Source organism: Pedobacter terrae, assembly GCF_900100705.1.
Classification (GTDB): Bacteria; Bacteroidota; Bacteroidia; order Sphingobacteriales; family Sphingobacteriaceae; genus Pedobacter; species Pedobacter terrae.
In genome coordinates this window covers 258,146-280,307 of sequence record NZ_FNCH01000005.1, presented here as the reverse complement: position 1 = coordinate 280,307, position 22,162 = coordinate 258,146, and the positions used below count along the sequence as shown (strand labels likewise).

At 40.4% G+C, this 22,162-nt stretch carries 17 protein-coding genes; 16 read left to right on the top strand and 1 reads right to left on the bottom strand.

Annotated elements, in window-relative coordinates; all coding sequences use genetic code 11:
• Window positions 1-508 precede the first annotated feature (508 nt).
• From BLR60_RS09130 to BLR60_RS09100, 7 genes are all read left to right on the top strand, one after another.
• Window positions 509-1,147: a DUF6266 family protein gene (locus tag BLR60_RS09130; RefSeq protein WP_090498982.1), complete on the top strand. Its 639-nt coding sequence runs from the start codon at window positions 509-511 to the stop codon at window positions 1,145-1,147.
• Between the two features lie 64 nt (window positions 1,148-1,211).
• Window positions 1,212-1,586: a hypothetical protein gene (locus BLR60_RS09125; RefSeq protein WP_090498979.1), complete on the top strand. Its 375-nt coding sequence runs from the start codon at window positions 1,212-1,214 to the stop codon at window positions 1,584-1,586.
• Window positions 1,505-2,068 carry a C40 family peptidase gene (locus BLR60_RS09120; protein WP_244155626.1) on the top strand — a complete coding sequence of 188 codons (564 nt, stop codon included), beginning with the start codon at window positions 1,505-1,507 and terminating at the stop codon, window positions 2,066-2,068. Before BLR60_RS09125 ends, BLR60_RS09120 begins: the two co-directional genes overlap by 82 nt.
• Complete coding sequence (locus tag BLR60_RS09115; RefSeq protein ID WP_143009051.1) at window positions 2,055-2,543, top strand: hypothetical protein; 489 nt, start codon at window positions 2,055-2,057, stop codon at window positions 2,541-2,543. The genes BLR60_RS09120 and BLR60_RS09115 overlap by 14 nt, the downstream gene beginning before the upstream one ends.
• Window positions 2,544-2,852: 309 nt before the next feature.
• The gene (locus BLR60_RS09110) at window positions 2,853-3,281 is read left to right on the top strand and encodes a LexA family protein (protein ID WP_090498973.1); all 429 of its coding nucleotides are present in this window, start codon (window positions 2,853-2,855) and stop codon (window positions 3,279-3,281) included.
• Entirely contained in the window at window positions 3,265-4,509 is a 1,245-nt protein-coding gene (locus BLR60_RS09105; RefSeq protein ID WP_090498971.1) for a Y-family DNA polymerase, read from the top strand. The genes BLR60_RS09110 and BLR60_RS09105 overlap by 17 nt, the downstream gene beginning before the upstream one ends.
• 21 nt (window positions 4,510-4,530) lie before the next feature.
• The gene (locus BLR60_RS09100) at window positions 4,531-5,211 is read left to right on the top strand and encodes an SOS response-associated peptidase (RefSeq protein ID WP_090498969.1); all 681 of its coding nucleotides are present in this window, start codon (window positions 4,531-4,533) and stop codon (window positions 5,209-5,211) included.
• A gap of 148 nt (window positions 5,212-5,359) precedes the next feature.
• Here BLR60_RS09100 and BLR60_RS09095 read toward each other — a convergent pair whose 3' ends face one another.
• Entirely contained in the window at window positions 5,360-8,293 is a 2,934-nt protein-coding gene (locus BLR60_RS09095) for a M16 family metallopeptidase (RefSeq protein WP_090498967.1), read from the bottom strand.
• Window positions 8,294-8,514: 221 nt separating this feature from the next.
• Here BLR60_RS09095 and surE point away from each other — a divergent pair, with 221 nt between their 5' ends.
• The 9 genes from surE (at window position 8,515) to BLR60_RS09045 (ending at window position 22,132) form a co-directional block, all read left to right on the top strand.
• The gene (surE, locus tag BLR60_RS09085) at window positions 8,515-9,354 is read left to right on the top strand and encodes a 5'/3'-nucleotidase SurE (RefSeq protein ID WP_090498963.1); all 840 of its coding nucleotides are present in this window, start codon (window positions 8,515-8,517) and stop codon (window positions 9,352-9,354) included.
• An 8-nt stretch (window positions 9,355-9,362) separates the two neighbouring features.
• Entirely contained in the window at window positions 9,363-9,632 is a 270-nt protein-coding gene (locus tag BLR60_RS09080; protein ID WP_244155625.1) for a stationary phase survival protein SurE, read from the top strand.
• A 170-nt stretch (window positions 9,633-9,802) separates the two neighbouring features.
• Window positions 9,803-10,906, top strand: a complete 1,104-nt coding sequence (lpxB, locus tag BLR60_RS09075; RefSeq protein ID WP_090498960.1) for a lipid-A-disaccharide synthase — start codon at window positions 9,803-9,805, stop codon at window positions 10,904-10,906.
• Window positions 10,907-11,200: 294 nt separating this feature from the next.
• A complete protein-coding gene (locus BLR60_RS09070) occupies window positions 11,201-12,205 on the top strand; it encodes a LacI family DNA-binding transcriptional regulator (RefSeq protein WP_090498958.1) in 1,005 nt (334 codons plus the stop codon).
• Window positions 12,206-12,532: 327 nt separating this feature from the next.
• The gene (locus tag BLR60_RS09065) at window positions 12,533-15,583 is read left to right on the top strand and encodes a SusC/RagA family TonB-linked outer membrane protein (protein ID WP_244155624.1); all 3,051 of its coding nucleotides are present in this window, start codon (window positions 12,533-12,535) and stop codon (window positions 15,581-15,583) included.
• A gap of 10 nt (window positions 15,584-15,593) precedes the next feature.
• A complete protein-coding gene (locus BLR60_RS09060) occupies window positions 15,594-17,237 on the top strand; it encodes a RagB/SusD family nutrient uptake outer membrane protein (RefSeq protein WP_090499019.1) in 1,644 nt (547 codons plus the stop codon).
• A gap of 493 nt (window positions 17,238-17,730) precedes the next feature.
• The gene (locus tag BLR60_RS09055; RefSeq protein ID WP_090498956.1) at window positions 17,731-19,998 is read left to right on the top strand and encodes a GH92 family glycosyl hydrolase; all 2,268 of its coding nucleotides are present in this window, start codon (window positions 17,731-17,733) and stop codon (window positions 19,996-19,998) included.
• 66 nt (window positions 19,999-20,064) lie between these two features.
• A complete protein-coding gene (locus tag BLR60_RS09050) occupies window positions 20,065-20,940 on the top strand; it encodes an ROK family protein (protein ID WP_090498954.1) in 876 nt (291 codons plus the stop codon).
• A 520-nt stretch (window positions 20,941-21,460) separates the two neighbouring features.
• Window positions 21,461-22,132, top strand: coding sequence for a basic secretory protein-like protein (locus tag BLR60_RS09045; RefSeq protein ID WP_090498952.1), 672 nt, complete (start codon window positions 21,461-21,463; stop codon window positions 22,130-22,132).
• The last annotated feature ends 30 nt before the right edge of the window (window positions 22,133-22,162 follow it).

Here is a 22,162-nt window from a genome sequence, read left to right as displayed (position 1 = left end):
AACATTGTAAACCCAATACAGTAAAAACAAATTCGATAGTAAACACAAATCAGTAATAAGACTTTTTACTGTAAACTTATTCCAGTATAGGACATACCCCTTTTTTTACCTGTTCTTTACCCTTTGTTGGTACCAAGCTTACCCCATGGTTACCTTTTGGTTACCAATTCTTTACCTATTGTTTACCCATTGGTTACCTATTCATTACCCATTCGTTACCTAAAAGGTAAAGAATGGGTTTTTTTATGGTAAAAACTGGGTGTGTTTTTGGTGATGTTGCCCTAAGGCATGCTACCCGCGCATGCCTGCTGTTTTGCCCGCCAATATGGAATTTGGGATGGCTCATTTTAGCTCATGATGGTTCGTAATCGGCCCAATTTGGCTCAATTGAGTCCAAAATGAGGTGCCATTGCCCTGATGCAGCTAGGTTTGATGCATGGATTTGAAAATACCGGTATAACAGAAATCCGATTAGTTAAACAATTTTTTCACTTAAAAAAACAAAATTATGGCAACGTATTCAAAAGGCGCAAATGGCGCATTCTCTGGCAAGGTAGGTAGTGTAATCGGCAGCAACTGGCGCAGTGTAGATTACCTGAGGGGCCTTCCTAAAAAAAGCAGCAAACCCAGTACCGAACCTCAATTGGCACAGCGGGCCAAGTTTGCCCTGGCCGCTCAGTACCTGAGCCCTATTAAGGATGTTTTAAACACTGGCTTTAAAGATAAGCAGCTGAACAAGATTACAGGCTACAATGCTGCAGTAAAGATCTTTCTAAACCAGGCCGTTACAGGCAACTACCCCGATTTTCAGATCGATTTTTCGAAAGTGGTGATCAGCAAAGGTTCGCTTTCGGCGATGCATGGCCTGAACGCAAGCCTGCAGGGAGCTGACTTGCTGCTTAACTGGCAGAGTATTTTAAACCGTTATAATGCATTTGCCGATGATGTGCTTACGGTTGTAATCTTTAACGCCACCAAAAATATGTATTTGGTGTATGAAGAGGCGCAGCGTGCTGCACTAACTTATACGGCGGTGATTGGCGCAAACTTTAGCGGTGATGTTTTGCATGTATGGGGTTTCGCAGTAAACCGTGATGCTACCGGTGTAGCAAACAGCCAATACCTGGGCACCTACACCATTCCTTAGTTCTGATTATTAACCAGCCCAAACCGAGCCATGCTAAAGGTTTGGGCTATTAAACACAAAAGATATGAAAACATTAAAACTGGCTTTAACGGCACTGGTGCCGACAAAGCAAATACTCGAAAAACTGATGCTGGCTATTATTTTAGTGCTGGGCTGGCATACACTCCCTAAAGTATTAAGAACCATTGAACCTACCGCGGCGCTACTTGATGCAGGCATTTGGCAACTGATTTTGCTGGCCCTGCTCTGTTATGTAGGCCTGTTGCAACTATCATGGTGGTTTTTGTACCGTTTTTGGCAAAGCCTTGGCCTGCATAAAATAACAGATATGGTTTCACTATTTAAACAGTTAACATCATGGCAACAGTTAAGTTTTTTCTGGGCATCATTTGCTTTGCTCTTGCTGGCAGCTATAGCCTGCCTGGCAGCGGTAGTGTAAACCTACTGCAAGGCCCCACACTTGCCGATAGGCAAAAGCTTTTGCAGGTTGCTGAAAAGGAACTGGGTGTGCGCGAACTTTCTGGCAACAATGATGGGCCGCGGGTTACCGCATACCTAAGCTATGTACATGTACCGGAGGGCAGTGCCTGGTGTGCAGCTTTTGTAAGCTGGGTTTTTGGCCAGGCCGGTTACCCTGCGCCACGCACCGCCTGGAGCCCGGCCTTGTTTCCGCTCAGCAAACGTACCCAAGAGATTAGGCCGGCCATGGTATTTGGCATCTACTTTAGCCACCTGAAACGCATAGCCCATTGTGGCCTGGTTGATGGGCAGGATGGCGATTGGCTGGTTACCATTGAAGGAAACACCAATAGGGCAGGAAGCAGGGAAGGGGATGGCGTGTACCGCAAACGCAGGCATTTAAAAGCCGTTAAATATTTTGCCGATTGGATGAAAAGGAAAGGAGGCGATGATGAAAATTGAGCTGATCAAGTATTTGGTAGCTTGTACAGTACTACTTTCGGCCTGTGGATCGTTTAAAGAGAAAAAAACGCTGCATACGCAAGAACATGAATCTGTACGCCAAAACCAGGATAGCAGCGCCGAGCAAAGCTGGCAGAAAGATAACACCCTTTTGCTCGATACCAGTAACAGTGAATATGTGGTGCAAATTACCCCAATGGGAAAATTTTTCTACAGTACCGAAAAAGGTTTTGAAGGCATGGCCAGGAAAGTGGTGGTGAAGGGCAGAGCCAATAAAAGGCAGGTAGTACACAGGCATAAGGAGACTGAACACCAGCTTGTACGTCAAAATAACAATACCGAGCACGAAAATTCAAAGATAAAAGTGCAGCAAGTTGATAAGCGTATTAAGCCGCGTTGGGGATTTGCGCTAATTGGGATGGTAATGTTATTTGTGCTGGCTTACTGGATATGGAGAAAATGGCGGTTGATCTGAACACATAATGCTCCCTGGGTAAAATTAGGGAGCATTTACATTTATCTTTCAAACGGGATTAGAATTTATAATGCAGTGGAAAAACCAAAAGATAGGAAGCCAACGCCAGTTGGGGTCCGTTAACAGTGCATAATTACGATCATTATTATTTCTCATGCTATCATTATTCTACCATCTAAAAACTGGTGTAACAACAAGGCTATAGGCTTATAGACAGCGTTATTCCGGCCAGTTGTGTATTATATAGATTTGAATTTCTTTTGCTAAAATTTTTAGCATAATTTTGTGTCTGATAAATGAAAGCGGTTTATGATCAGATCATTCGAAAAAAGAGCAGAACAGAAAATTTCAGGATTTCAGTCTCCCGCGGCAGATTATTTGGAGGGTAGACTGGATATCGGCGAGAAGCTGGTGATTGATCCACACTCAACCTTTTATTTTCAGATGCAGGGTATGGAACTGCAATCTTTTGGAATTTTAGATGGCGATATCCTCATTACCGACCGTTCCTTAAAACCTGTTCATGGTGCATTTGTAATTGCATTTTCAGCAGGTTGTTTTACGTGTAGGGTTTGCCTGTTGGAAAAAAATGGGATGGTGCTGAAAAATGATCATGACACCATAACCGAAACAGAAGTTGATGTTTTACAGATTTGGGGTGTAGTAACTGCGGTATGTAGAAATTTATTACCAAAAGCATTAAAGCAGGGGAGGTATAGTAATGTTTGCACTTTGTGATTGTAACAATTTTTATGCCTCGGCCGAGCGGCTCTTCCGCCCGGAGCTTAATGGCAAACCAATTGTTGTGCTAAGTAATAATGACGGCTGCGTAATTGCCAGGAGCGAGGAGGCAAAAGCCTGTGGCATTAAAATGGGCGATCCGGAATTTTTAGTTAGAGACCTGATTAAAAAGTTTGGAATTGAGGTTTTCTCCAGTAATTATGTTCTTTATGGCGATATGAGTGAACGGGTAATGCATAATTTGGCCAGGTGGTTTCCCAAGCTTGATGTATACAGTATTGATGAAGCATTTGGATGGTTAGGCGGCATTAAGGGCCTGCAGCATTACATACCAGAGGTTAGAAAATCGGTTGTACGCAATACAGGTATTCCGGTTTCGATAGGTGTTGCACCCACCAAAACCCTGGCCAAACTGGCCAATAAGCTTTCAAAAAAAACAAATGGTGTAATGGTGCTTGATAATGATGAAAAAATAACAGCGGCAGTAAAAGAATTCCCTGTTCATGATCTTTGGGGCGTTGGAAGGCAACATTATAAAAAATTTGAAGCACTGGGCATACGTACAGCAGCTGAATTGAGAAACATGCCCGAAATGTGGTTTAAGCAAAACATGACCATTATGGGGCAACGGATGTGGAACGAGCTTTGGGGCAGGCCCGCTATTCCGCTTGAAGTAATGCGGGAAGTGAAAAAAGGTATTACGGTAAGCCGTTCTTTTAGGAATTATATAGAGGACCCTGGCGTACTCGCAGAAGCGCTTACGCTATACGCCAGCCGTTTGGCAGAGAAGCTGCGCAATGAGAAACTACGTTGCCTTTATTTGCAGGTATTTCTTTATACGAACAAGAACAGGGAAGACCACCCCCAGCACTTTCCCAGCCATACCCACAAATTGCTGATTGCAAGCAATAGTACCACCGATCTGGTGAGTATTGCTGTGAGGGTATCAGCCAGGCTTTTTAGGCCCGGCGTAAAGTACAGGAAGGCCGGTGTAATAGCAACGGGGCTTGTGCCGGAAAGCGAACTGCAGCTGAACGCCTTTTATGATCATGACCATGGCAAAAAGGATGTGGTATCTGCAGTGCTGGATAAGCTTAACCTGGCCTATGGCAGAGGAACGTTGCGTATGGCTACTGAAGGATACGAGAAAAAGTGGCGCCTCAAACATGAATACCTCTCACAAGGTTACACCACAAGGTGGAGCGATATTATAAAGGTAAAATAGAAACGGCCAAAATAAAATGATATGTGCGGAAGAACATTAATTGGGGAAAGTTTGGCAATGGCTGCAAAGGCAGGCCTGCTGCTTGGCGGCGATACACGTGAAAAAGACACCAACCGCCCGCCCGGGACGGATATGCCGGTAATACTGGATGCGAGACCGGGCAGATTACACTATGTAAAATGGGGCCTGATTCCTTCGGGATCAAAGGAATTACCTAAATTTTCTACCACTTATTGCCGCATTGAAACCATGTTTTCACTACCCAGCTATAAAAATCTGATTGGACGGAGACATTGCGTATTTGTTGTTGAGGGTTTTTACGAATGGGACCGTACGGGAAGTAAAAAACAGCCATATTATTTTGAGCGTAATGATGGGGCAATACTGTTACTGGCGGGTTATTGGGATAGCTGGAAAGATCCGAAGACCGGAATCGTGATACCATCTTGTACAATGATTATGCAGCCGGCAAATGCTTACGTTGGGAAAATCCATGATCGGATGCCCTGCATTTTATCGCAAAGCGAGAGCGCAGTATGGTTAGACCGTGAGTTGCCTGTTAACGAGCGGTTAAAAGTGCTTCATCCTGTAGATAATGCTTTATTAAAGGGCTGGCAGGTTGATTCCAGGATTAACAATGCCCGTAATAAGGATGACGACAATAACAGGCCATCCGGGCCAGATCTTACCCTGTTTGATTAAGTTTAGCTTGCTGGTTGTATTTGATAAATAATAGTTTAAATATCCGCAAAACAAAAAAGCGATCCCCGTTTCCGGAAATCGCTTGTAAATTTAGTTTTCAGGTTTTGGTTTTTACCTTCAACCCTCAACCTTTTTACCTTCAACCTGCTTAGTATCCAAAAATCTGCTCTAAGGTTAATTTGGTTACCGGGCCAAATTTGGCTACATCGGCCATGTTGATTTTCTTTTCGGAAGCTACGATACAATAGTTGTAAGGTTTGCCCGAAAGGTAATCCTGGTGGAACGATTTAACATCGGCAAAAGTAAGCGGTTTAAGGTTGGCATATTCATCAATGCGCGAATCGTGATCGAACCCTAATTTTTGATCGGCCAGGTAGCTGGCAATGATATCATCTTTAGTGATGCGGCTGGTTTCTATGCCGTTTAACGAGTTGGCTTTAGAAAGTGCGAAAGATTTATCAGATGCTGGCAAAGTGGTTAACAAATCGTTCATGCCGGCTACGGCCTCGTTCATTTTATCGGCCTGTGTACCTACATAGGCCACCACGGTGTTTTCTTTATCTTTACTTCTTGGCGTAGAATATACCGCAAAGGTAGAGTAAGCCAGGGCCTTAGATTCGCGGATGGTTTGGAATACGATAGAACCCATACCACCACCAAAATAATTGTTGAACAAAGCGATTTTAGCGGTATTGGCCGGATCGTACAAACCACTGTTGCGTACCCAACGGATTTCTGCCTGTACCATATCGTAATCGGCAAAGTAAACTTTGTTCGAATCGGTTTTGGTGTACACAAATGTTTTAAGCGGGGCGGCATCGGTAAATTCTTTTGCCAGGGGGTGTGCCTTTACAATATCAGCAGAAAATGCCGCTAACGTTTTAGGGCCGTAATAGGTAATGGTGTGTTTGTAATTGGTAAGGTTATGCAACAGGTAAATCAGATCTGCTGATTTCATATTCTTGATCTCATCATTGGTTAGGCCATAGTTGAAAGGATTATTGGCCCCATACTGTGCATAACTCATTAAACCACTTAGAATAGACGATTTATTCAGTTTGGCATTTTCTCTTGATTTTAACAAACGGCCTTTTAAATCTTCTAAAGCTTTTTCGTTTGGTTTGCAATTGGCCAGCACATCTTCAACCAAAGCTACTGCTTTATCGAAATTTTCTTGTAAACCGGTAATAGATACCGTTGTTACATCGGTACCTACGTTAACGCTGTAACTGCAGGCAATGTTATAAAAGGCCTTGCTGATGGCTTCAGCCGAATATTTATCGGTACTTAGAAAAGATAGGTATTGTGCTGCATAAGGCAATAATTTATAGTTGTAAGAACCCATATCGAAACGGTAACTCATGCGGAAAATGCCATTTTCGGTATTTTGGATGGCAATTACATCAGCAATGCCTGCTTTACCAAAATTAAGATCTTTGCTGTAATCTAAAAACTTAGGCGCAATAGGGGTTACCGGTGCATCGATAATGTTTTTGGTAAATGGCGAAACTTCGTTTGAATTGGTTTTTACCGCGGTAATGGTTGGTTTTTCTACTTTAATGATGCTTTTATCTTCACCTTTGTGTTTTAAGATAACCGCATAGTTATTGATGAAAAATTTATTGGCAAAATCTACTATCTCTTTTTTGGTTACTTTGCCCATATCATCAGTAGAGGCCAGCATTTTATCCCACTGGGTACCACGGTTTAAGATAAAAGCATTCATGGTAGCGTTTGCACGTACGTCGTTATTATCAAAACCCTGCAATTCGGCAAATTTAATGTTGGCTACGGTAGCTTTGATCAGGCTTTCATCAAACTCGCCTTTTTTAAGCAGTTCTACCTGCTCTAACAATAGTTTTTGCGCATCTTCTAAACTTTGGCCGGCTTTTGGCGATCCTGATAGAATGAAGATACCGTAATCTTTCATGGAGTTATAACCCGCACCGGCACGCAACATTTTTTGTTGCTGGTTAATGTTGATATCCATTAAACCGGCTTTACCGTTGGATAGGATGCTTCCGATAAGATCTAACAGTAAACTTTGGCGGGTGTTTTGCGCAAAGCCCCTGTAAGCAATATATAGGTTTTCTGCACTTGGACCATAAATATCAACCTTTTGCACTTGTGTTAAGGGTTTTTCTGGTGCCGGGTTATAAAGGGCAAGTGGCTTAGGAACCATGTAGGCAAAATCTTTGTCGATTTTTTTAATCAGCTGATCGTAATTGATATCACCGCTCATAATTAAGGCCATGTTATTGGGCACATAATATTTGTTGTAATATTTTCTGATTTCGACCAGTGAAGGGTTTTTTAAATGCTCGATGGTACCAATGGTGGTTTGCTGCCCGTAGTTATGTGTTGGAAAAAGGGTATAAAGCATTTTCTCGTACATTTTACGGCCATCGTTATCCATACCGATGTTTTTTTCTTCGTAAACCGCTTCTAACTCGGTATGGAAGATACGGAAAACAGGGGCGCGGAAACGCTCTGCCTGCACGGCCAAAAATTTATCGATGGCGTTTGAAGGAAGGTCTTCTTCGTAAACGGTTTCTTCTACCGCGGTATGTGCGTTGGTAGAGTTACTGCCGATTGATTTCATCATTTTATCGTATTCATTAGCGATAGCATAATTGGAAGCTTCGCCCGAAGTTTTATCGATTTCCTGATAAATCTCTTTACGTTTGGCCGGATCGGTAGTTTTGGTGTATGTTTCGTATAGTGCCTGGATCTTATCTAAAAGTGGTTTTTCTTTGGCATAATTAAGCGTGCCAAACTTATCTGTACCTTTAAACAACAGGTGCTCCAGGTAGTGCGCCAAACCGGTGTTGGTACGCGGATCGGTATTACTGCCCGCTCTTACGGCCATTTTGTAGGTAATGTTAGGCTCTTTGTTGTTTTGTGATAAGATAACCGTTAAACCGTTTTTTAAGGTATAAAAACGTGTTTTGGTTGGATCGTTGGTTACGTATTTGTACGTGTAACCACCAGAGGTTCCTGTTTTCCATTGGTAGGTGGTTTGCGCCATAGCGGCAGCACCTGTAATGAGAAAACAAGCCAAAGTAAATAATTTAAATTTCATTGAATTGTTTTTGGTTTATGAGCACGAACAGGTACCTGCTGGTTTAAGGCCTAGCTTAATACCGTATTCATTTTTAATAAGTTATTTGCTCAAATATAAATGCTTTATTGCAGGGAAAGAAATAATTTTGATCTGGAAACTAAAAAGCCAGGAATAAAAGGTTTTAGTATATAAACGGTGGTTTATTGTACCTTGAAATTATAATCTGTATTTTTACCGGCATGACAAAGCAGGGCACAAAACCAACTATTTTAGTGGTAAATGACGACGGTATTACCGCTACAGGGATAAAAAACCTGATGGAAGTAATGCAGGGGCTGGGCAATGTGGTGGTAGTGGCACCAGATAGCCCGCAGAGTGGAATGGGGCATGCCATTACCATTGGCAAACCGATCCGTTTTGATAAGGTGGCGCTTTACGAAGGGGTAGAGATGTACAAATGTAGCGGCACCCCTGTTGATTGCGTTAAAATTGCCGTAAATAAGATTTTTAAGGGTAAAAAACCCGATTTATGTGTTTCGGGCATTAACCACGGCTTAAATAATTCCATTAATGTACTGTACTCGGGTACAATGTCTGCCGCGGTAGAGGGGGCAATAGAAAAAATTCCGTCTATCGGTTTTTCGCTCGATGATTTTGCTGCCGATGCCGATTTTAGCCATACCAAAAAATACATTAAAAATATATGTGAGCAGGTTTTGGTCAACGGTTTGCCCGCAGGTACGCTTTTAAACGTGAATTTTCCGAAAGGGGAAAACTTAAAAGGGGTTAAGGTTTGCCGCCAGGCCAATGCCAAATGGATGGAAGAGTTTGATGAGCGGACAGACCCCTACAAACGCCCGTATTATTGGTTGACCGGTGTTTTCGAAAATTTCGACAAAGGGGAAGATACCGATGTTTGGGCATTGGAACACGGTTATGTTTCGATTGTGCCGGTACAGTTTGATTTAACGGCACACCATGCCATACAGACCTTAAATAGCTGGGACTTTACAGGCAGCAGCAATTCAAAAACTGCAGGCACTAAAGTATCGGCAGCTGATGGTACTAATTTAGGTTAGCCATAATAATGGAGCGCTTAAGGAAATTAAATAATTCTGTGTGGTTGGGTTTGGGCATTGGGTTGCTGGTACCGGCAATCTGCTGCTTTGTTGCCTGGTATGTTATACACCATGTGGCATCATTGGCAAAAGCCGATCTGTTATATATTGGCGGTATTGCGCTGAACGCTTACACCATGCAAACATTTTTTAAATACAACAAAGAAAATATTGGCAGGGGCATATTGGCTGCAACGTTTTTGTGCGCTTTTGTGTTTTTTGCCTATAAAGTTTTTTAGATAAGACCGGCCGTGATTGCGAACTGAAGAAGAGGATGATGGGGCTGGGTGAAGCAATCTTTCTAAGATAAGGCAGATCAGGAAATAAATGATAGCATAAGAGATTGCTTCCCCGAACGGTCGGGGACAGGCTGTTGTGCCACCCCGCAATAACGAATTAAAAATATAAAATGAAGTACTACCTCGTAGCCGGCGAAGCCTCCGGCGATTTACATGGCGCCAATTTAATGAAAGCCTTAAAAGCGGAGGATAGCGAAGCGGTGTTCAGGTATTTTGGGGGCGATAAAATGGAGGCCGAAGGTGGTGCGCTGGTTAAACACTATGCCGATATGGCCTTTATGGGGTTTACCGAAGTGGTTTTAAATTTACGCACCATTTTTAAAAACCTGAAGGCCTGTAAGGAAGATCTGATACAATGGAAGCCGGATGTATTGATTTTGATCGATTTTCCGGGTTTTAACTTAAAAATAGCGGAATTTGCAAAGGCCAGCGGCATAACAGTGTGTTATTACATTTCGCCCAAGGTTTGGGCCTGGAACCAGAAACGGGTACTGAAAATTAAAAAGGTGGTAGATCATATGTTCTGCATTTTGCCCTTTGAAGTAGATTTTTACCGGGAATGGGGTATGGAGGTAAACTATGTGGGCAACCCGCTATTGGACGAGATTGCGCAGTTTACACCAGATCTGAATTTCCGTAGAAACCAGCAGCTGGGCGATGAAAAAATTATTGCCCTTTTGCCGGGCAGCCGCAAGCAGGAAATAGAACGGCTGTTGCCGGTAATGTTAAGCATCACTGAATATTTTCCTGATTATACATTTGCCGTTGCCGCTGCCCCAAACTTTACCGAAAGCTATTACCATCAGTTTATTGGCGCTAAAAAAGTAAAACTGCTTTTTAACCATACCTATAATTTGTTGCACCATGCCCATGCTGCAGTGGTAGCCTCTGGCACGGCTACGTTAGAAACCGCTTTATTTAAAGTGCCGCAGGTGGTGGTTTACAAAGGAGGGGCCATTTCAATCGGCATTGCGCGGCTATTGGTTAAAATTAAATTTATCTCATTGGTTAACCTGATCGTTAACAAAAAAATTGTTACCGAACTGATTCAGGAAGATTGTAATACCAAAAAGGTAAACGAAGAACTGAACATGATTACGGAAGGAGCAGGCCGGGATACCATGTTAAAACATTACGATGAACTGCTTTTACTGATGGGACAACCAGGTGCATCGGCAAAAACGGCCAGATTGATTGTCAGTTATCTAAAATAAACAGTTTTGAATAAGTTAATGCAGAACGTTAAAAAAAAGCCCGGCCAAGGTTAGACTACACTGCATTACCAAAACACCGTTACATTACCGGTTATTAAACAATAGATTATTACGCAAAGTGACAACCACAAAATAAATTGTGGGGTAAAGTTTCTTCAGAACAGCTTATTAATAAACGTTCATAAGACGATTAATGCAAAAAATGTTAAATTGCGCCATTATAAATGGCAGAAATTTAAAAGCTACATTTTTTAATTAGCTTTGAATTAATTAACTTACAGAAATTCCAACCAAATGAAATCGCTTTCTATCAAAGATATAGCCGTAAAAGCAAATGTATCCATTACCACAGTTTCATTCATTATTAATGGCAAAGCAAAAGAGAAATCGATTAGCGAAGCCGTAATAGAGAAGGTAAAGAAAATTATAGAAGAAAGCGGTTATAAACCTAACCAGATTGCCAGAAGTTTAAGAACGGGCAATTCTAACATCATTGGCCTGATTATCGAGGATATTTCCAATTCTTTCTTTTCGAGGATTGCCAGGTTAATTGAAGATAAAGCCTATAAAAGAGGCTACAAAATTATTTATTCCAGTACCGAAAATAATATTGATAAGGCAAAAGAACTGATCAACCTGTTCAAATCGCGGAAAGTTGATGCTTATATTATCTCTCCGATAAAAGGGATAGAAGAAGATGTTCAGATGTTGCTTGATGATGGCAACCCGGTGATCTTTTTTGACAGAAACTTGCCAAACGTGGAGACCAGTTATGTGGGGGCAGATCATTTTAACGCCTCCTATCAATCCATACAGAGTTTCATCGATCAGGGCAAAAAGAACATTGCCCTGGTTACCACTGATATCAATGTAGCACAGATTACAGAACGCCATGATGGCTATAAAAAAGCGCTGGAAGATAATGGTATTAAATATGACGACAACCTGGTGTTAAAAATCCATTTTAACCAGGAAGAAAACGAAACCATTGAACAGATTAAGGCACTTTTTGAAAACAAAAAAATAGATGCTGTATTGTTTGCAACTAATTATCTGGCCATTAGCGGTTTAAAGGCGCTGAAGCAGATTGATAAAAAAATAGGCGGCGATTTTGCCGTTATTGCCTATGATGACCACGAAGCATTCGAATTACATACCCCCCGCATTTCAGCCATCCAGCAACCTTTGGAAGAGATAGCTGAAGCAATCATCAAACTCATTTTAAACCGTCTTTCTTCAAAAGGGAAACTACCGGCTGAAGAACTGATTATCCCTACACGTTTGGTTCTTAGAAACTAATTACAAAACTCCTTCCGGGTTGTTGTAATATTTTTTTTACATACTAAATCGTTTTATTTCGCTTTATAATCACTATTATTGATGCGCTAAATCGTTTTAGGCTAACCAATCTGATTTCATGAAAATTACAGCAGCTCTTTACAAAATTTTAACCGCAAAATAGAATTGCTTATTTCCATTCGTTTATGTCGTCACCAAATCCAAACCCTTAAATCATATCATACCCAAAAATGTTCGGCAGTTAACTAGGTCCGGTCATTTTAACCTCAGATAAATATTACCAGGAAAAAAAATAACTAATCATTTTATAATTTAACAAAACCGTTGATGAAAATTAATTTACTTAAAATTACGGGGCTGTCGGCTGCAATCGTGTTGCTAAACAGTCCTGCGTTTTCAATGAATTCGGAGTGGAAAGGCACACGCGGGTTCTTGAATGAGCATATGCGAAGTGCTGGGTTTCTGCTGCAAAAAAATGTTACCGGTACGGTAGTTGACGACAGTGGTTTGCCGGTACCTGGTGCAGGTATAAAAAATCAGGCCACCGGTAAAGCCACTGTTACCGATGGTAACGGAAAATTTTCTATTGAAGCCAGTGAGGGGCAGGTGCTTCGTTTTACATACATTGGTTACGATACACAAGATATAACTGTTGGCCAATCGTCAGTTATCAATGTAAAATTTGCAGTATCAAAAAATACAAACCTAAAGGAAGTAACTGTTGTTGCTATTGGTTATGGTACACAGGGTATCAAAGAGACTACTTCTGCAGTAGGCCATGCCGGAGTTGAAGATTTTAGGCAAAGTGGTTCACGAAATCCTTTAGATCTTATTCAGGGTAAAATTGCTGGTTTAAACTTAACCAGACCAGGTGGTAGTAATCCAAATAGTAATGTTTCTGTACAACTTAGGGGGTCAGTAACCGTAAGTGGAAGCCGTAGTCCTTTATTTGTAATTGATGGCATACCCGGTGGTAACCCTGATTTGTTGCAGCAGGACGATATTGCTTCAATCGATGTATTAAAAGATGGTTCTGGAGCAGCAATATATGGTACCAGCGCCAATGCTGGTGTAATTTTGATTACGACCAAAAAGGGTAAAGCAGGACCTGGCGTGTTTGAATACTCTAGCTATTTGAGAAAGGAATATCTGCAGAGCCGTCCAGATTATTTAACAGCTGATGAATATCGAGAAAAAATAGCATCAGGACAGATTAAACAACAGAATTTTGGTAGCTCAACCGACTTTTATAACGATTTGATCAATCACGATAATCTTTCTCAGAATCATAACCTTTCTTTCAGTGGTGGAACCGATAAAACAAACTACAGAGCAAGTTTAAACTATCGCGATTTAGAAGGTATTTCTAAAGAGAATGGTAGAGAGGAATATACCTTAAGGTTAAATGTAAACCAAAAAGGATTGGATGACCGCTTAAATATTCAAATGAACTTGGTTACCAATTTTAACAGAGCTAATTTACTGGGTGGGGGCGGTTGGGAAAGCGAATCAGCAAAAAACCCTACGCTTTCTAATTTTAATCCGGATGGTTCATACCGTTTTGATTTAACGAGTACCAATGAATATGCGCGTTTATTCCAGGAAACAAGTTACAGAAAACAACAGACCACATCTGGTGATGTAAAGGCCGATTTAGATATTATTAAAGGCTTAAAGGCCTCGATTTTTGGTTCGGTAGTGAGAAATTCGTACCTGGACGGCCAGTACCGTTTAAAGGCGAGTGAAAATTCTGTAGAAAATACCGATTTTCCTAACGGTGGTTATGCTTACAGGGGCAATTTTCTTTCGCAGGCGTATGCTGTTGAACCTACCTTAAATTATACCAATACATTTGCACAGAAGCACAATATCACAGCTTTGGCAGGTTATAGCTACCGTTATTACATGGAAGAAAGGGCAGATATGTCTAACCGCGGCTTCATCAACGATCTTTTTCATGAGGATAATATCTCTCAGGGAGCAGCATTAGGCGTTGGTAAAGCGACCATGTCTAGTAATAAAAATGATAATACGCTCATTGCATTCTTTGGTAGGGTAAACTATGCTTTTGATAACAAATACCTGGTTCAGTTTATCTTAAGAAGAGAAGGTTCATCGAAATTTGGCGCAAACTACAAATGGGGTAATTTCCCGGCTGTTTCTGCCGGGTGGAATATAACCGAAGAAAGTTTTATGAAAAACATTCCTTTTGTTAATTACCTGAAATTAAGAGCGGGTTATGGTGTTACCGGTAATGCGCCTACAGACAATAACTTATCGCGTGTTACACTTGGTGGCGGCGGAAAGTATTTATATCCTGATGGTAATTATTACGAAACTTATGGCCCTGACAGAAACCCTAACCCAAACTTGAGGTGGGAGCGTAAACAAGAGGCAAATATTGGTTTAGACTTTACCTTGCTTAACAGTCGTTTAACTGGATCAATCGATGTTTATAAAAGAACAACTAAAGATTTGTTAGATCTATACACCACTCCTCAGCCACCGTTTGTTCGAAATACTATCCAAACGAATGTTGGACAAATATCTTCGAAAGGTATCGAATTGGGCTTAAGTTATATGGTAATTAAAAACGATAACTTTAGCTGGAATATGGATGCTACAGCAAGTACCCTGAGCAATAAATTAGATAGCTATTCAAACGATGTTTATAAAGTTAAATATATCACAAGAGGCGATATTGGCGGTGCCGGTGCATTAGGTCAGGCCTTTGCTATCTTCGAGGGTGGTAAAATTGGTGAGTTCTATGGTAAAAGGTTTGCTGGTTTCACACCAGAAGGAAAGTGGTTGTTTTATAACAGAAATGGTGAAAAAGTATTAAATAATCAAATTAATATTTCGCTTAACGACTTAAACACTACCGATTTGGCTGTTATTGGTAACGCCATTCCTAAATACTATGCTTCGTGGACAAATAGTTTTACCTATAAGAATTTCGACCTTCGTATCTTTTTAAGAGGTAAATTTGGATTTGATGTATTAAACACAACGGCGTTAACCTACGCAAACAAAACATGGTCTGGTAATTTATTGAGGAGCACTTTTGATAAATATAAAGATATTAACGATACCTACATGTATTCTGATTACTATATAGAGAGTGGAAGCTTTGTAAAACTGGATGAGGTAACTTTGGGTTACAACTTTAAATTTAAGAATAAGTATATCCGCAAGCTGCGTCTTTATGCAACTGGTCAAAATCTTGGAACCATTACTGGTTATACCGGAAATGACCCTGATTTTATACAGGATAACGGTATTGGAAACGAGATCGATGGTAAAAGTTTAGGTATTGATACAAGGGGACCATATCCTAGTACCAGGTCATTTGTAATCGGTTTAAATGTTGGATTTTAAGAACTTAAAAATGAAAAATAAATCAATCATATATGGTGTGCTTGCTGGCGTATTAAGCATGACAAGTGCTTGTACTAAACTGGATGAAAACGCATACAGTCAGTTATTAACGGATAATTTTTATAATAATAAAACGGAGGTTTTATCGGCTGTATTAAGACCTTATACACATGCCAATGCCTGGGTTACTCCTTCTGGTCAGGATGGCTGGTGGCGTTTAGCGGAGTTATCAGGCGACCAATTGGCGTGGCCTACAAAGGGCCGCCACGGTGAAGACGGAGGTAAATGGAAAAGATTACATTACCACACCTGGACAGTAGATGAGGTTGGTGTTAACAACGCTTGGGTTTTAATGAACTGGGGGATGGGCTTATGTAATGATCCTATTGAGAATATCGAAAAAAGAGATATCGGACAGATGGGCATCACCCAAGTTGAAAAGGATGCGTATATAGCTGAATTAAAGCTTTTAAGGGCCTTCCATTATCTTAAATTAATGGATCTCTTCGGCAATATCCCTGTGGTAACCAAAGTAGGAGTTCCTGAACGACCTGAAACCATGCCGAGAAAAGAGGTATTCAACTTTATCGAATCGGAGATTAAAACCAATATTGATAAAGCGCCTAAGCTTTCGCGTGCAATGGTGGGCAGGATAAGCCAGGCTGCTGGTTATGCCATGTTGGTAGAACTTTATCTAAATGCAGAGGTATGGACAGGAACCCCACGTTGGGATGATTGTATTGCCGCAGCAAATAAAATAATATCTGGTGAAGCAGGTTCACAAAACGGTGTTATGGCGCTTGATCCTAACATTACAGATCAGTTTAAAACAACCAATGATTTGTCCAAGGAGGCTATTTTCTCTATTGCGTATAATTATTCCATAGCTAATTTCCAGCCTTCATGGCCTGCAGAATTCTATCACTTTAAACAACAGCAGATTTATGGTGGCGGCAGAAATGGTAACGACGGAATAGTAGTGGTTCCTGGTGTTTTTACCACCTATGAAGATGCTGACCTGAGAAAAAGAGAATGGCTTTTAGAAGGACCAATGTTTCAATTCGTAGACCCAACCAAACCAGTTCTGGCATCTGAAGAATATAATGGATCGCAATTGGTGTTTGTTGATAATATCAGGAAAAACAAAGCAGGTTCAACAGTGAGTAACATGAGCGAAGGTGAAGAAAATTCGGGTGTACGTTTTAACAAATACAAATTAGGTAACCAGTTCCCTGGCCCAGGCGGGGTTCCGGCTGTTGATGTGAATTATAATAATGGCGACTGGAATATTTATCGCTTAACTATGATTTATTTTGCTAAAGCTGAAGCCATTATGCGTAAAAATGGAGGAGTAGCTACGGCAGAAGCCGTTCAGTTAATAAACGACTGTAAAAAACGGGCGTTTACAGAGGCAAATTTTGCTAGCCGTGCTTATACTACAACAAGTTTAACTTTAGATGAGCTTTTGGCTGAAAGGGGAAGAGAGTTTATTTTTGAAGGTATGAGAAGGGATGATCTGATCCGCTTTGGTAAATTTGCAACAGGTAGCTGGTGGGATCATACACCATCCACAGCCACCAAGGCGCTCTACCCAATTCCTTTAATACAACTAACACTTAATACCAACCTGAAACAGAACCCAGGTTACAATTAATAAATAATTTAGATAAAAAAAGCCGCATCATAAATTTCAACTATGATGCGGCTTTTTCATTTAATGAGTAGTAATACTGAATTGTCTCTTGTAACCTACATGTTACGTTCCGGCAAAGTAAAACTGTATAAATTTTTATTAATATTGAATTAGTAAAACGTTTTACGTTAAACCATCAGCCAAAACATCCATAATCCTTTAAACTGCGGTGATTTGACATTTTTCTTTGTTTAGGAAATTAGGAATTAATGGCAGGATTAGGTAAAACGATTTATAGCAAAACCAAATATGAGTTATGAGAAAAATTCCTTTTAATAAACCCTGGCTTTTTAGTTTAATTACAAAATTATAAGGTACCCGCTTATCTATCAATGATGTAATACCCCTCATAATAATTACCTGGCCATTGCCTGCTAAACGTTAGGATGGATGAAAATCTTTTTAATTTCCCTGGTAAATATTATTGGTTAAGCGAAAAAAAGCAAACACACAAATGAAACTTAAATTAATCGTATCCATTTTTTGCTGCCTTTTTGCCAAAGGTGTATTGGCGCAGCAGAAAGATTGGGTTCAATACGTTAACACGTTGCAGGGCACCAATTCTAAACACGAACTCACGCGGGGCAACACTTATCCAACAACCGCATTGCCATTTGGCATGCATACCTGGACCCCTCAAACCGGCAGAAATGGCGATGGCTGGAAATATCAATACTTTAAAGATAAAATAAGGGGCTTTCAGCAAGCGCATCAATGTAGTTCGTGGACGAGAGATTATGCTGTATTTTCTTTAATGCCCATGGTTGATGAGTTGGAGGTAAACGAAGATAAGCGTGAAACTAAATTTAGTCACCAGGATGAGATTGCCAAACCAAACTATTACAAAGTTAAATTCGAAAACGATATTACTACCGAAATTTCACCATCAGAACGTGGTGCACACCTTAGGTTCAGCTATCCAAAGGGCAAAAGAAGCTTTTTAATTTTAGATGGCTACACCAGACTCAGCGGCATTCAGATTTATCCAAAAGAAAACAAAATAACAGGTTGGGTAAATAATGGCGAAGGCTTTAAAAAGGGCTGGAAGAGTTATTTTGTCGTTCAATTTGATCAACCGGTTAAAGCTTTTGGTACCTGGGAAAACAAAGGGAATACCATTTCGAAAGATTCTGTTTATGCAGAGGGTTTAGGTAAAGGTGCATTTGTACAGTTCGAACCAGGTACAAAGGTACAGGTAAAAACAGCATCGTCTTATATCAGTTTACAACAGGCCGAACTTAATTTAAAACGGGAATTGGGCAGTGATAAAGCGTTGGAAGATACCAGGGCCAAGGCTGCTGCGGTATGGAATAAATCGCTTGGTAAGATAGAAGTAGAAGGTGGATCCAGAGCAGATATGGAGACTTTTTATTCTTGCTTTTTTAGGGCAAGTTTATTCTCCAGAAAGTTTTACGAAATTAACGAAGCGGGAAAGCCCTGTTATTTTAGTCCGTATGATGGTAAGGTGCACGAGGGCTATATGTTTACCGATACCGGTTTTTGGGATACTTTCCGGGCACAGTTTCCGCTAAATACACTGGTACAGCCAGAAATGCACGGACGTTATATGCAGGCCATGCTCGATGCCTATACGCAATGCGGATGGTTACCCTCCTGGTCTTTCCCAAGTGAGGCCGGAAGTATGATTGGTAACCATGCCATATCTTTGTTTGCAGATGCCTGGGCAAAAGGCATCAGAACATTCGATCCGGAGAAGGCTTTAGCTGCTTATTACCATGAAGCGATGAATAAGGGGCCGTGGGGGCCTGCAAACGGTAGGGATGGTGTAACGGCGTATAACCAATTGGGTTATGTTCCTTATCCAAAATATAGAGAAGCTACCGCAAAAACATTGGAATATGCCTACGATGATTACTGCGCTTACGCCTTAGCCAAAATGATTGGCGATAAACATTACATGAAGGTTTTTGAGAAACCGATGTTCAATTACAGAAATGTTTATGATCCAGCTACACGTTTTATGCGTGGAAAAAATGCAGCCGGCGAATGGTCGCCAAATTTTGATCCAACTGAATGGGGAGGCCCGTTTACCGAAGGAAATGCCTGGCATTGGCAATGGTCGGTTTTTCACGATACCAAAGGTTTAATTAACCTGATGGGCGGAAACAAAAATTTTGTTTCCAAGCTGGATTCTGTTTTTAGCGAACCCAATAAAGTTAATGTGGGCTCTTACGGGGGGATGATTCATGAAATGACCGAAATGGTAATGGCCAATATGGGCCAGTATGCGCACGGTAACCAGCCCATACAGCATATGGTTTATTTATACAACTATGCCAGCCAGCCGTGGAAAGCACAATTTCATGCCCGTGAGGTAATGCATAAACTGTATGATGCAACAGAAAACGGTTATCCGGGAGATGAAGACCAGGGGCAAACCTCTTCGTGGTATGTGTTAAGCGCTTTAGGGTTTTATAGTGTAACCCCAGGATCTGGTGAGTATGTTTTAGGAAGTCCGGTATTCAAAAAAACGACCATCAACTTAGAAAATGGTAAAAAATTCATCATCGAAGCGCCGGCAAATGATGTTCGGCATGTTTACATAAAATCGGCAAGCTTAAATGGTAAAAATTATACCAAAAATTATTTAAATCATAGCGATTTGTTAAAAGGCGGTGTGTTAAAACTGGAGATGAGTGTTAAATATTCGTTAAATAGAGGAATATTGGAAGAAGATAAGCCATTTTCAATCAGTAAATAGCTATTGAATGACTACTTTTGGCGAATTATTCAAATTAATAAAGAATAGAACAGAAATATATATAGAATGGAAAAGCCTGTTGCATTAGGTGTAGATATTGGCGGCTCGCATATTACGGCCGCATTGGTAGATTTGGAAACAAGAACTTTATTGAAGAATTCTATCAAACGTAGCCCTGTGAATTCACAGGAGAATAAGGAAGTGATTTTATCGGCTTGGTGCGATATTATCAATAATGCTTTCCAGGACATCAAAAACGGGAATAGAAATGTGGGCATAGCCATGCCCGGGCCCTTTAATTATAAAGAAGGAATTTCGTTGATTAAAGATCAGGAAAAGTTTAAATCGCTTTACCAGGTTAATGTAAAAGAAGAGCTTGCCAAACGGTTGGATATTGCGATAGACAACATTCACTTTATAAACGATGCAGCTGGCTTTTTACAGGGAGAAGTTTTTGCAGGGGCAGCCAAAGGAAATGTAAACGTATTAGGTTTAACGTTGGGAACCGGACTTGGATCTTCACTTTGTTTAAATGATAAAGCTTATGATGCAGACTTGTGGAACTCTCCTTTTTTAGATGGAATTGCCGAAGATTATTTATCTACGCGTTGGTTCGTAAAACGTTTTAAGCAACTGAGCGGTGAAGAGGTAGAAGGCGTTAAAGAATTGGTAGCGATTGTAGAAAGCAATCATTTTGCAACCATGGTTTTTATGGAATTTGGCTACAACCTGGCACAGTTCCTGATCCCTGTGATTAAGAAATATAAAATAAATACCGTAATTGTTGGAGGGAATATTGCACAGTCATTTAACGCATTCGCTCCAGAATTGACTGCAACACTAAAAGGAAACGGAATAGATGCTGAGATTAAAATTTCAGAATTAAAAGAGCATGCGGCATTAATCGGCGCTGCAAGTTGCTGCGATTTGAGCCTTACTTAAGGTCCGTTTCGTTTTATTTCCCGATCAATTGTATCTGAATGGCTGGTGTTCTATCAACATGAGAAACCACCATGGTGATAAATCTTATCCCACTAAATGAAGCAATCTGAGCACAACCGCTATTGGCGGGCACTCCAAGATTGCTTCATACCATTTAAAATCAAATCTATTGTTTTACTCGCCCGATAAGAATGTAATATTTTTATTTCCAATCGCTGCAGTATTGCTTTGCCGTACACTTAACCCATTATAATAACAAAATACCTGAATTAAATTTTTGCTTATGTAGTAATATGCTTATTATTGTTACTTAAACGTTTTAGTATCGTGTTAAAGTGTTATTTGCCTGTCTATTGAAATTTTAATTTAGCTTTTTGCCTTATTGGTTGAAAAGAATACGCCCATTTGTTTTTAAAAAAAGATAGCATATAAAATTTTGCTGATATAGTAAAACGTTTTACATATATTATATTTATTTTGCAGAACCAAACATGCTAACCAAAGCCATAACCCCTGAATAATGAAAAGAATATTCGCCATTTCGATTTTTGCAGTACTCCTCTCCATGCTGTCTATGCCGCTAAGGGCTCAGGAAATCATCAAAAAGAGCGGTTATACCTTATCGTTCGAAAGCAATTTTAAGGAATTAGATCCCCAATTGAAGAAACGTTTGATCAAAACCTTTTTTGAAGTTTATCCAAAACTGGCCAAAGAATATAATCCTTCTACGATCAAAGAAGTAAAGTTTTTTATAGATACGGCCTACAAAGGAGTGGCGGCAACTGCCGATGGAAAAGTAACCTTTAGTTCGATGTGGATGGTGAAACATCCAGAAGATATTGATGTAGTAACCCATGAGGTCATGCACATTGTGCAGGATTATGGTCGTAGCGTTGGCCCGGGCTGGTTAACAGAAGGCATTGCCGATTACGCCCGTTATAAATTTGGTGTAGATAATGAAGGCGCTAAATGGTCGCTGCCTGCTTTAAAGCCAGAACATAGTTATAAAAACAGTTACCGCATTACCGCTGGTTTTTTCGCCTGGATGGAGAAAAGTGTAAAACCTGGCATTATTAAAACCGTTGATGCTTCTTTAAGAGATCATACCTATACCAAAGATATCTGGGTAAAATTAACAGGTAAAGATTTAGATGCACTTTGGGCAGATTATGTTAAAAATTCTAAAGTTTAAATAATAAATACAAGCATATAAAACACAAAC

Bases quoted from the DNA above. Each gene is read 5' to 3' on its own strand.
- BLR60_RS09080 (WP_244155625.1), top strand. From the start codon at position 9,363: ATGGAGCGCTTAAGGAAATTAAATAATTCTGTGTGGTTGGGTTTGGGC.
- BLR60_RS09120 (WP_244155626.1), top strand. From the start codon at position 1,505: ATGGCAACAGTTAAGTTTTTTCTGGGCATCATTTGCTTTGCTCTTGCT.
- BLR60_RS09105 (WP_090498971.1), top strand. From the start codon at position 3,265: ATGTTTGCACTTTGTGATTGTAACAATTTTTATGCCTCGGCCGAGCGG.
- BLR60_RS09115 (WP_143009051.1), top strand. From the start codon at position 2,055: ATGATGAAAATTGAGCTGATCAAGTATTTGGTAGCTTGTACAGTACTA.
- BLR60_RS09095 (WP_090498967.1), bottom strand. From the start codon at position 8,293: ATGAAATTTAAATTATTTACTTTGGCTTGTTTTCTCATTACAGGTGCT.
- BLR60_RS09060 (WP_090499019.1), top strand. From the start codon at position 15,594: ATGAAAAATAAATCAATCATATATGGTGTGCTTGCTGGCGTATTAAGC.
- BLR60_RS09125 (WP_090498979.1), top strand. From the start codon at position 1,212: ATGAAAACATTAAAACTGGCTTTAACGGCACTGGTGCCGACAAAGCAA.
- BLR60_RS09100 (WP_090498969.1), top strand. From the start codon at position 4,531: ATGTGCGGAAGAACATTAATTGGGGAAAGTTTGGCAATGGCTGCAAAG.
- BLR60_RS09055 (WP_090498956.1), top strand. From the start codon at position 17,731: ATGAAACTTAAATTAATCGTATCCATTTTTTGCTGCCTTTTTGCCAAA.
- BLR60_RS09050 (WP_090498954.1), top strand. From the start codon at position 20,065: ATGGAAAAGCCTGTTGCATTAGGTGTAGATATTGGCGGCTCGCATATT.
- BLR60_RS09065 (WP_244155624.1), top strand. From the start codon at position 12,533: ATGAAAATTAATTTACTTAAAATTACGGGGCTGTCGGCTGCAATCGTG.
- BLR60_RS09110 (WP_090498973.1), top strand. From the start codon at position 2,853: ATGATCAGATCATTCGAAAAAAGAGCAGAACAGAAAATTTCAGGATTT.
- surE (WP_090498963.1), top strand. From the start codon at position 8,515: ATGACAAAGCAGGGCACAAAACCAACTATTTTAGTGGTAAATGACGAC.
- BLR60_RS09045 (WP_090498952.1), top strand. From the start codon at position 21,461: ATGAAAAGAATATTCGCCATTTCGATTTTTGCAGTACTCCTCTCCATG.
- lpxB (WP_090498960.1), top strand. From the start codon at position 9,803: ATGAAGTACTACCTCGTAGCCGGCGAAGCCTCCGGCGATTTACATGGC.
- BLR60_RS09130 (WP_090498982.1), top strand. From the start codon at position 509: ATGGCAACGTATTCAAAAGGCGCAAATGGCGCATTCTCTGGCAAGGTA.
- BLR60_RS09070 (WP_090498958.1), top strand. From the start codon at position 11,201: ATGAAATCGCTTTCTATCAAAGATATAGCCGTAAAAGCAAATGTATCC.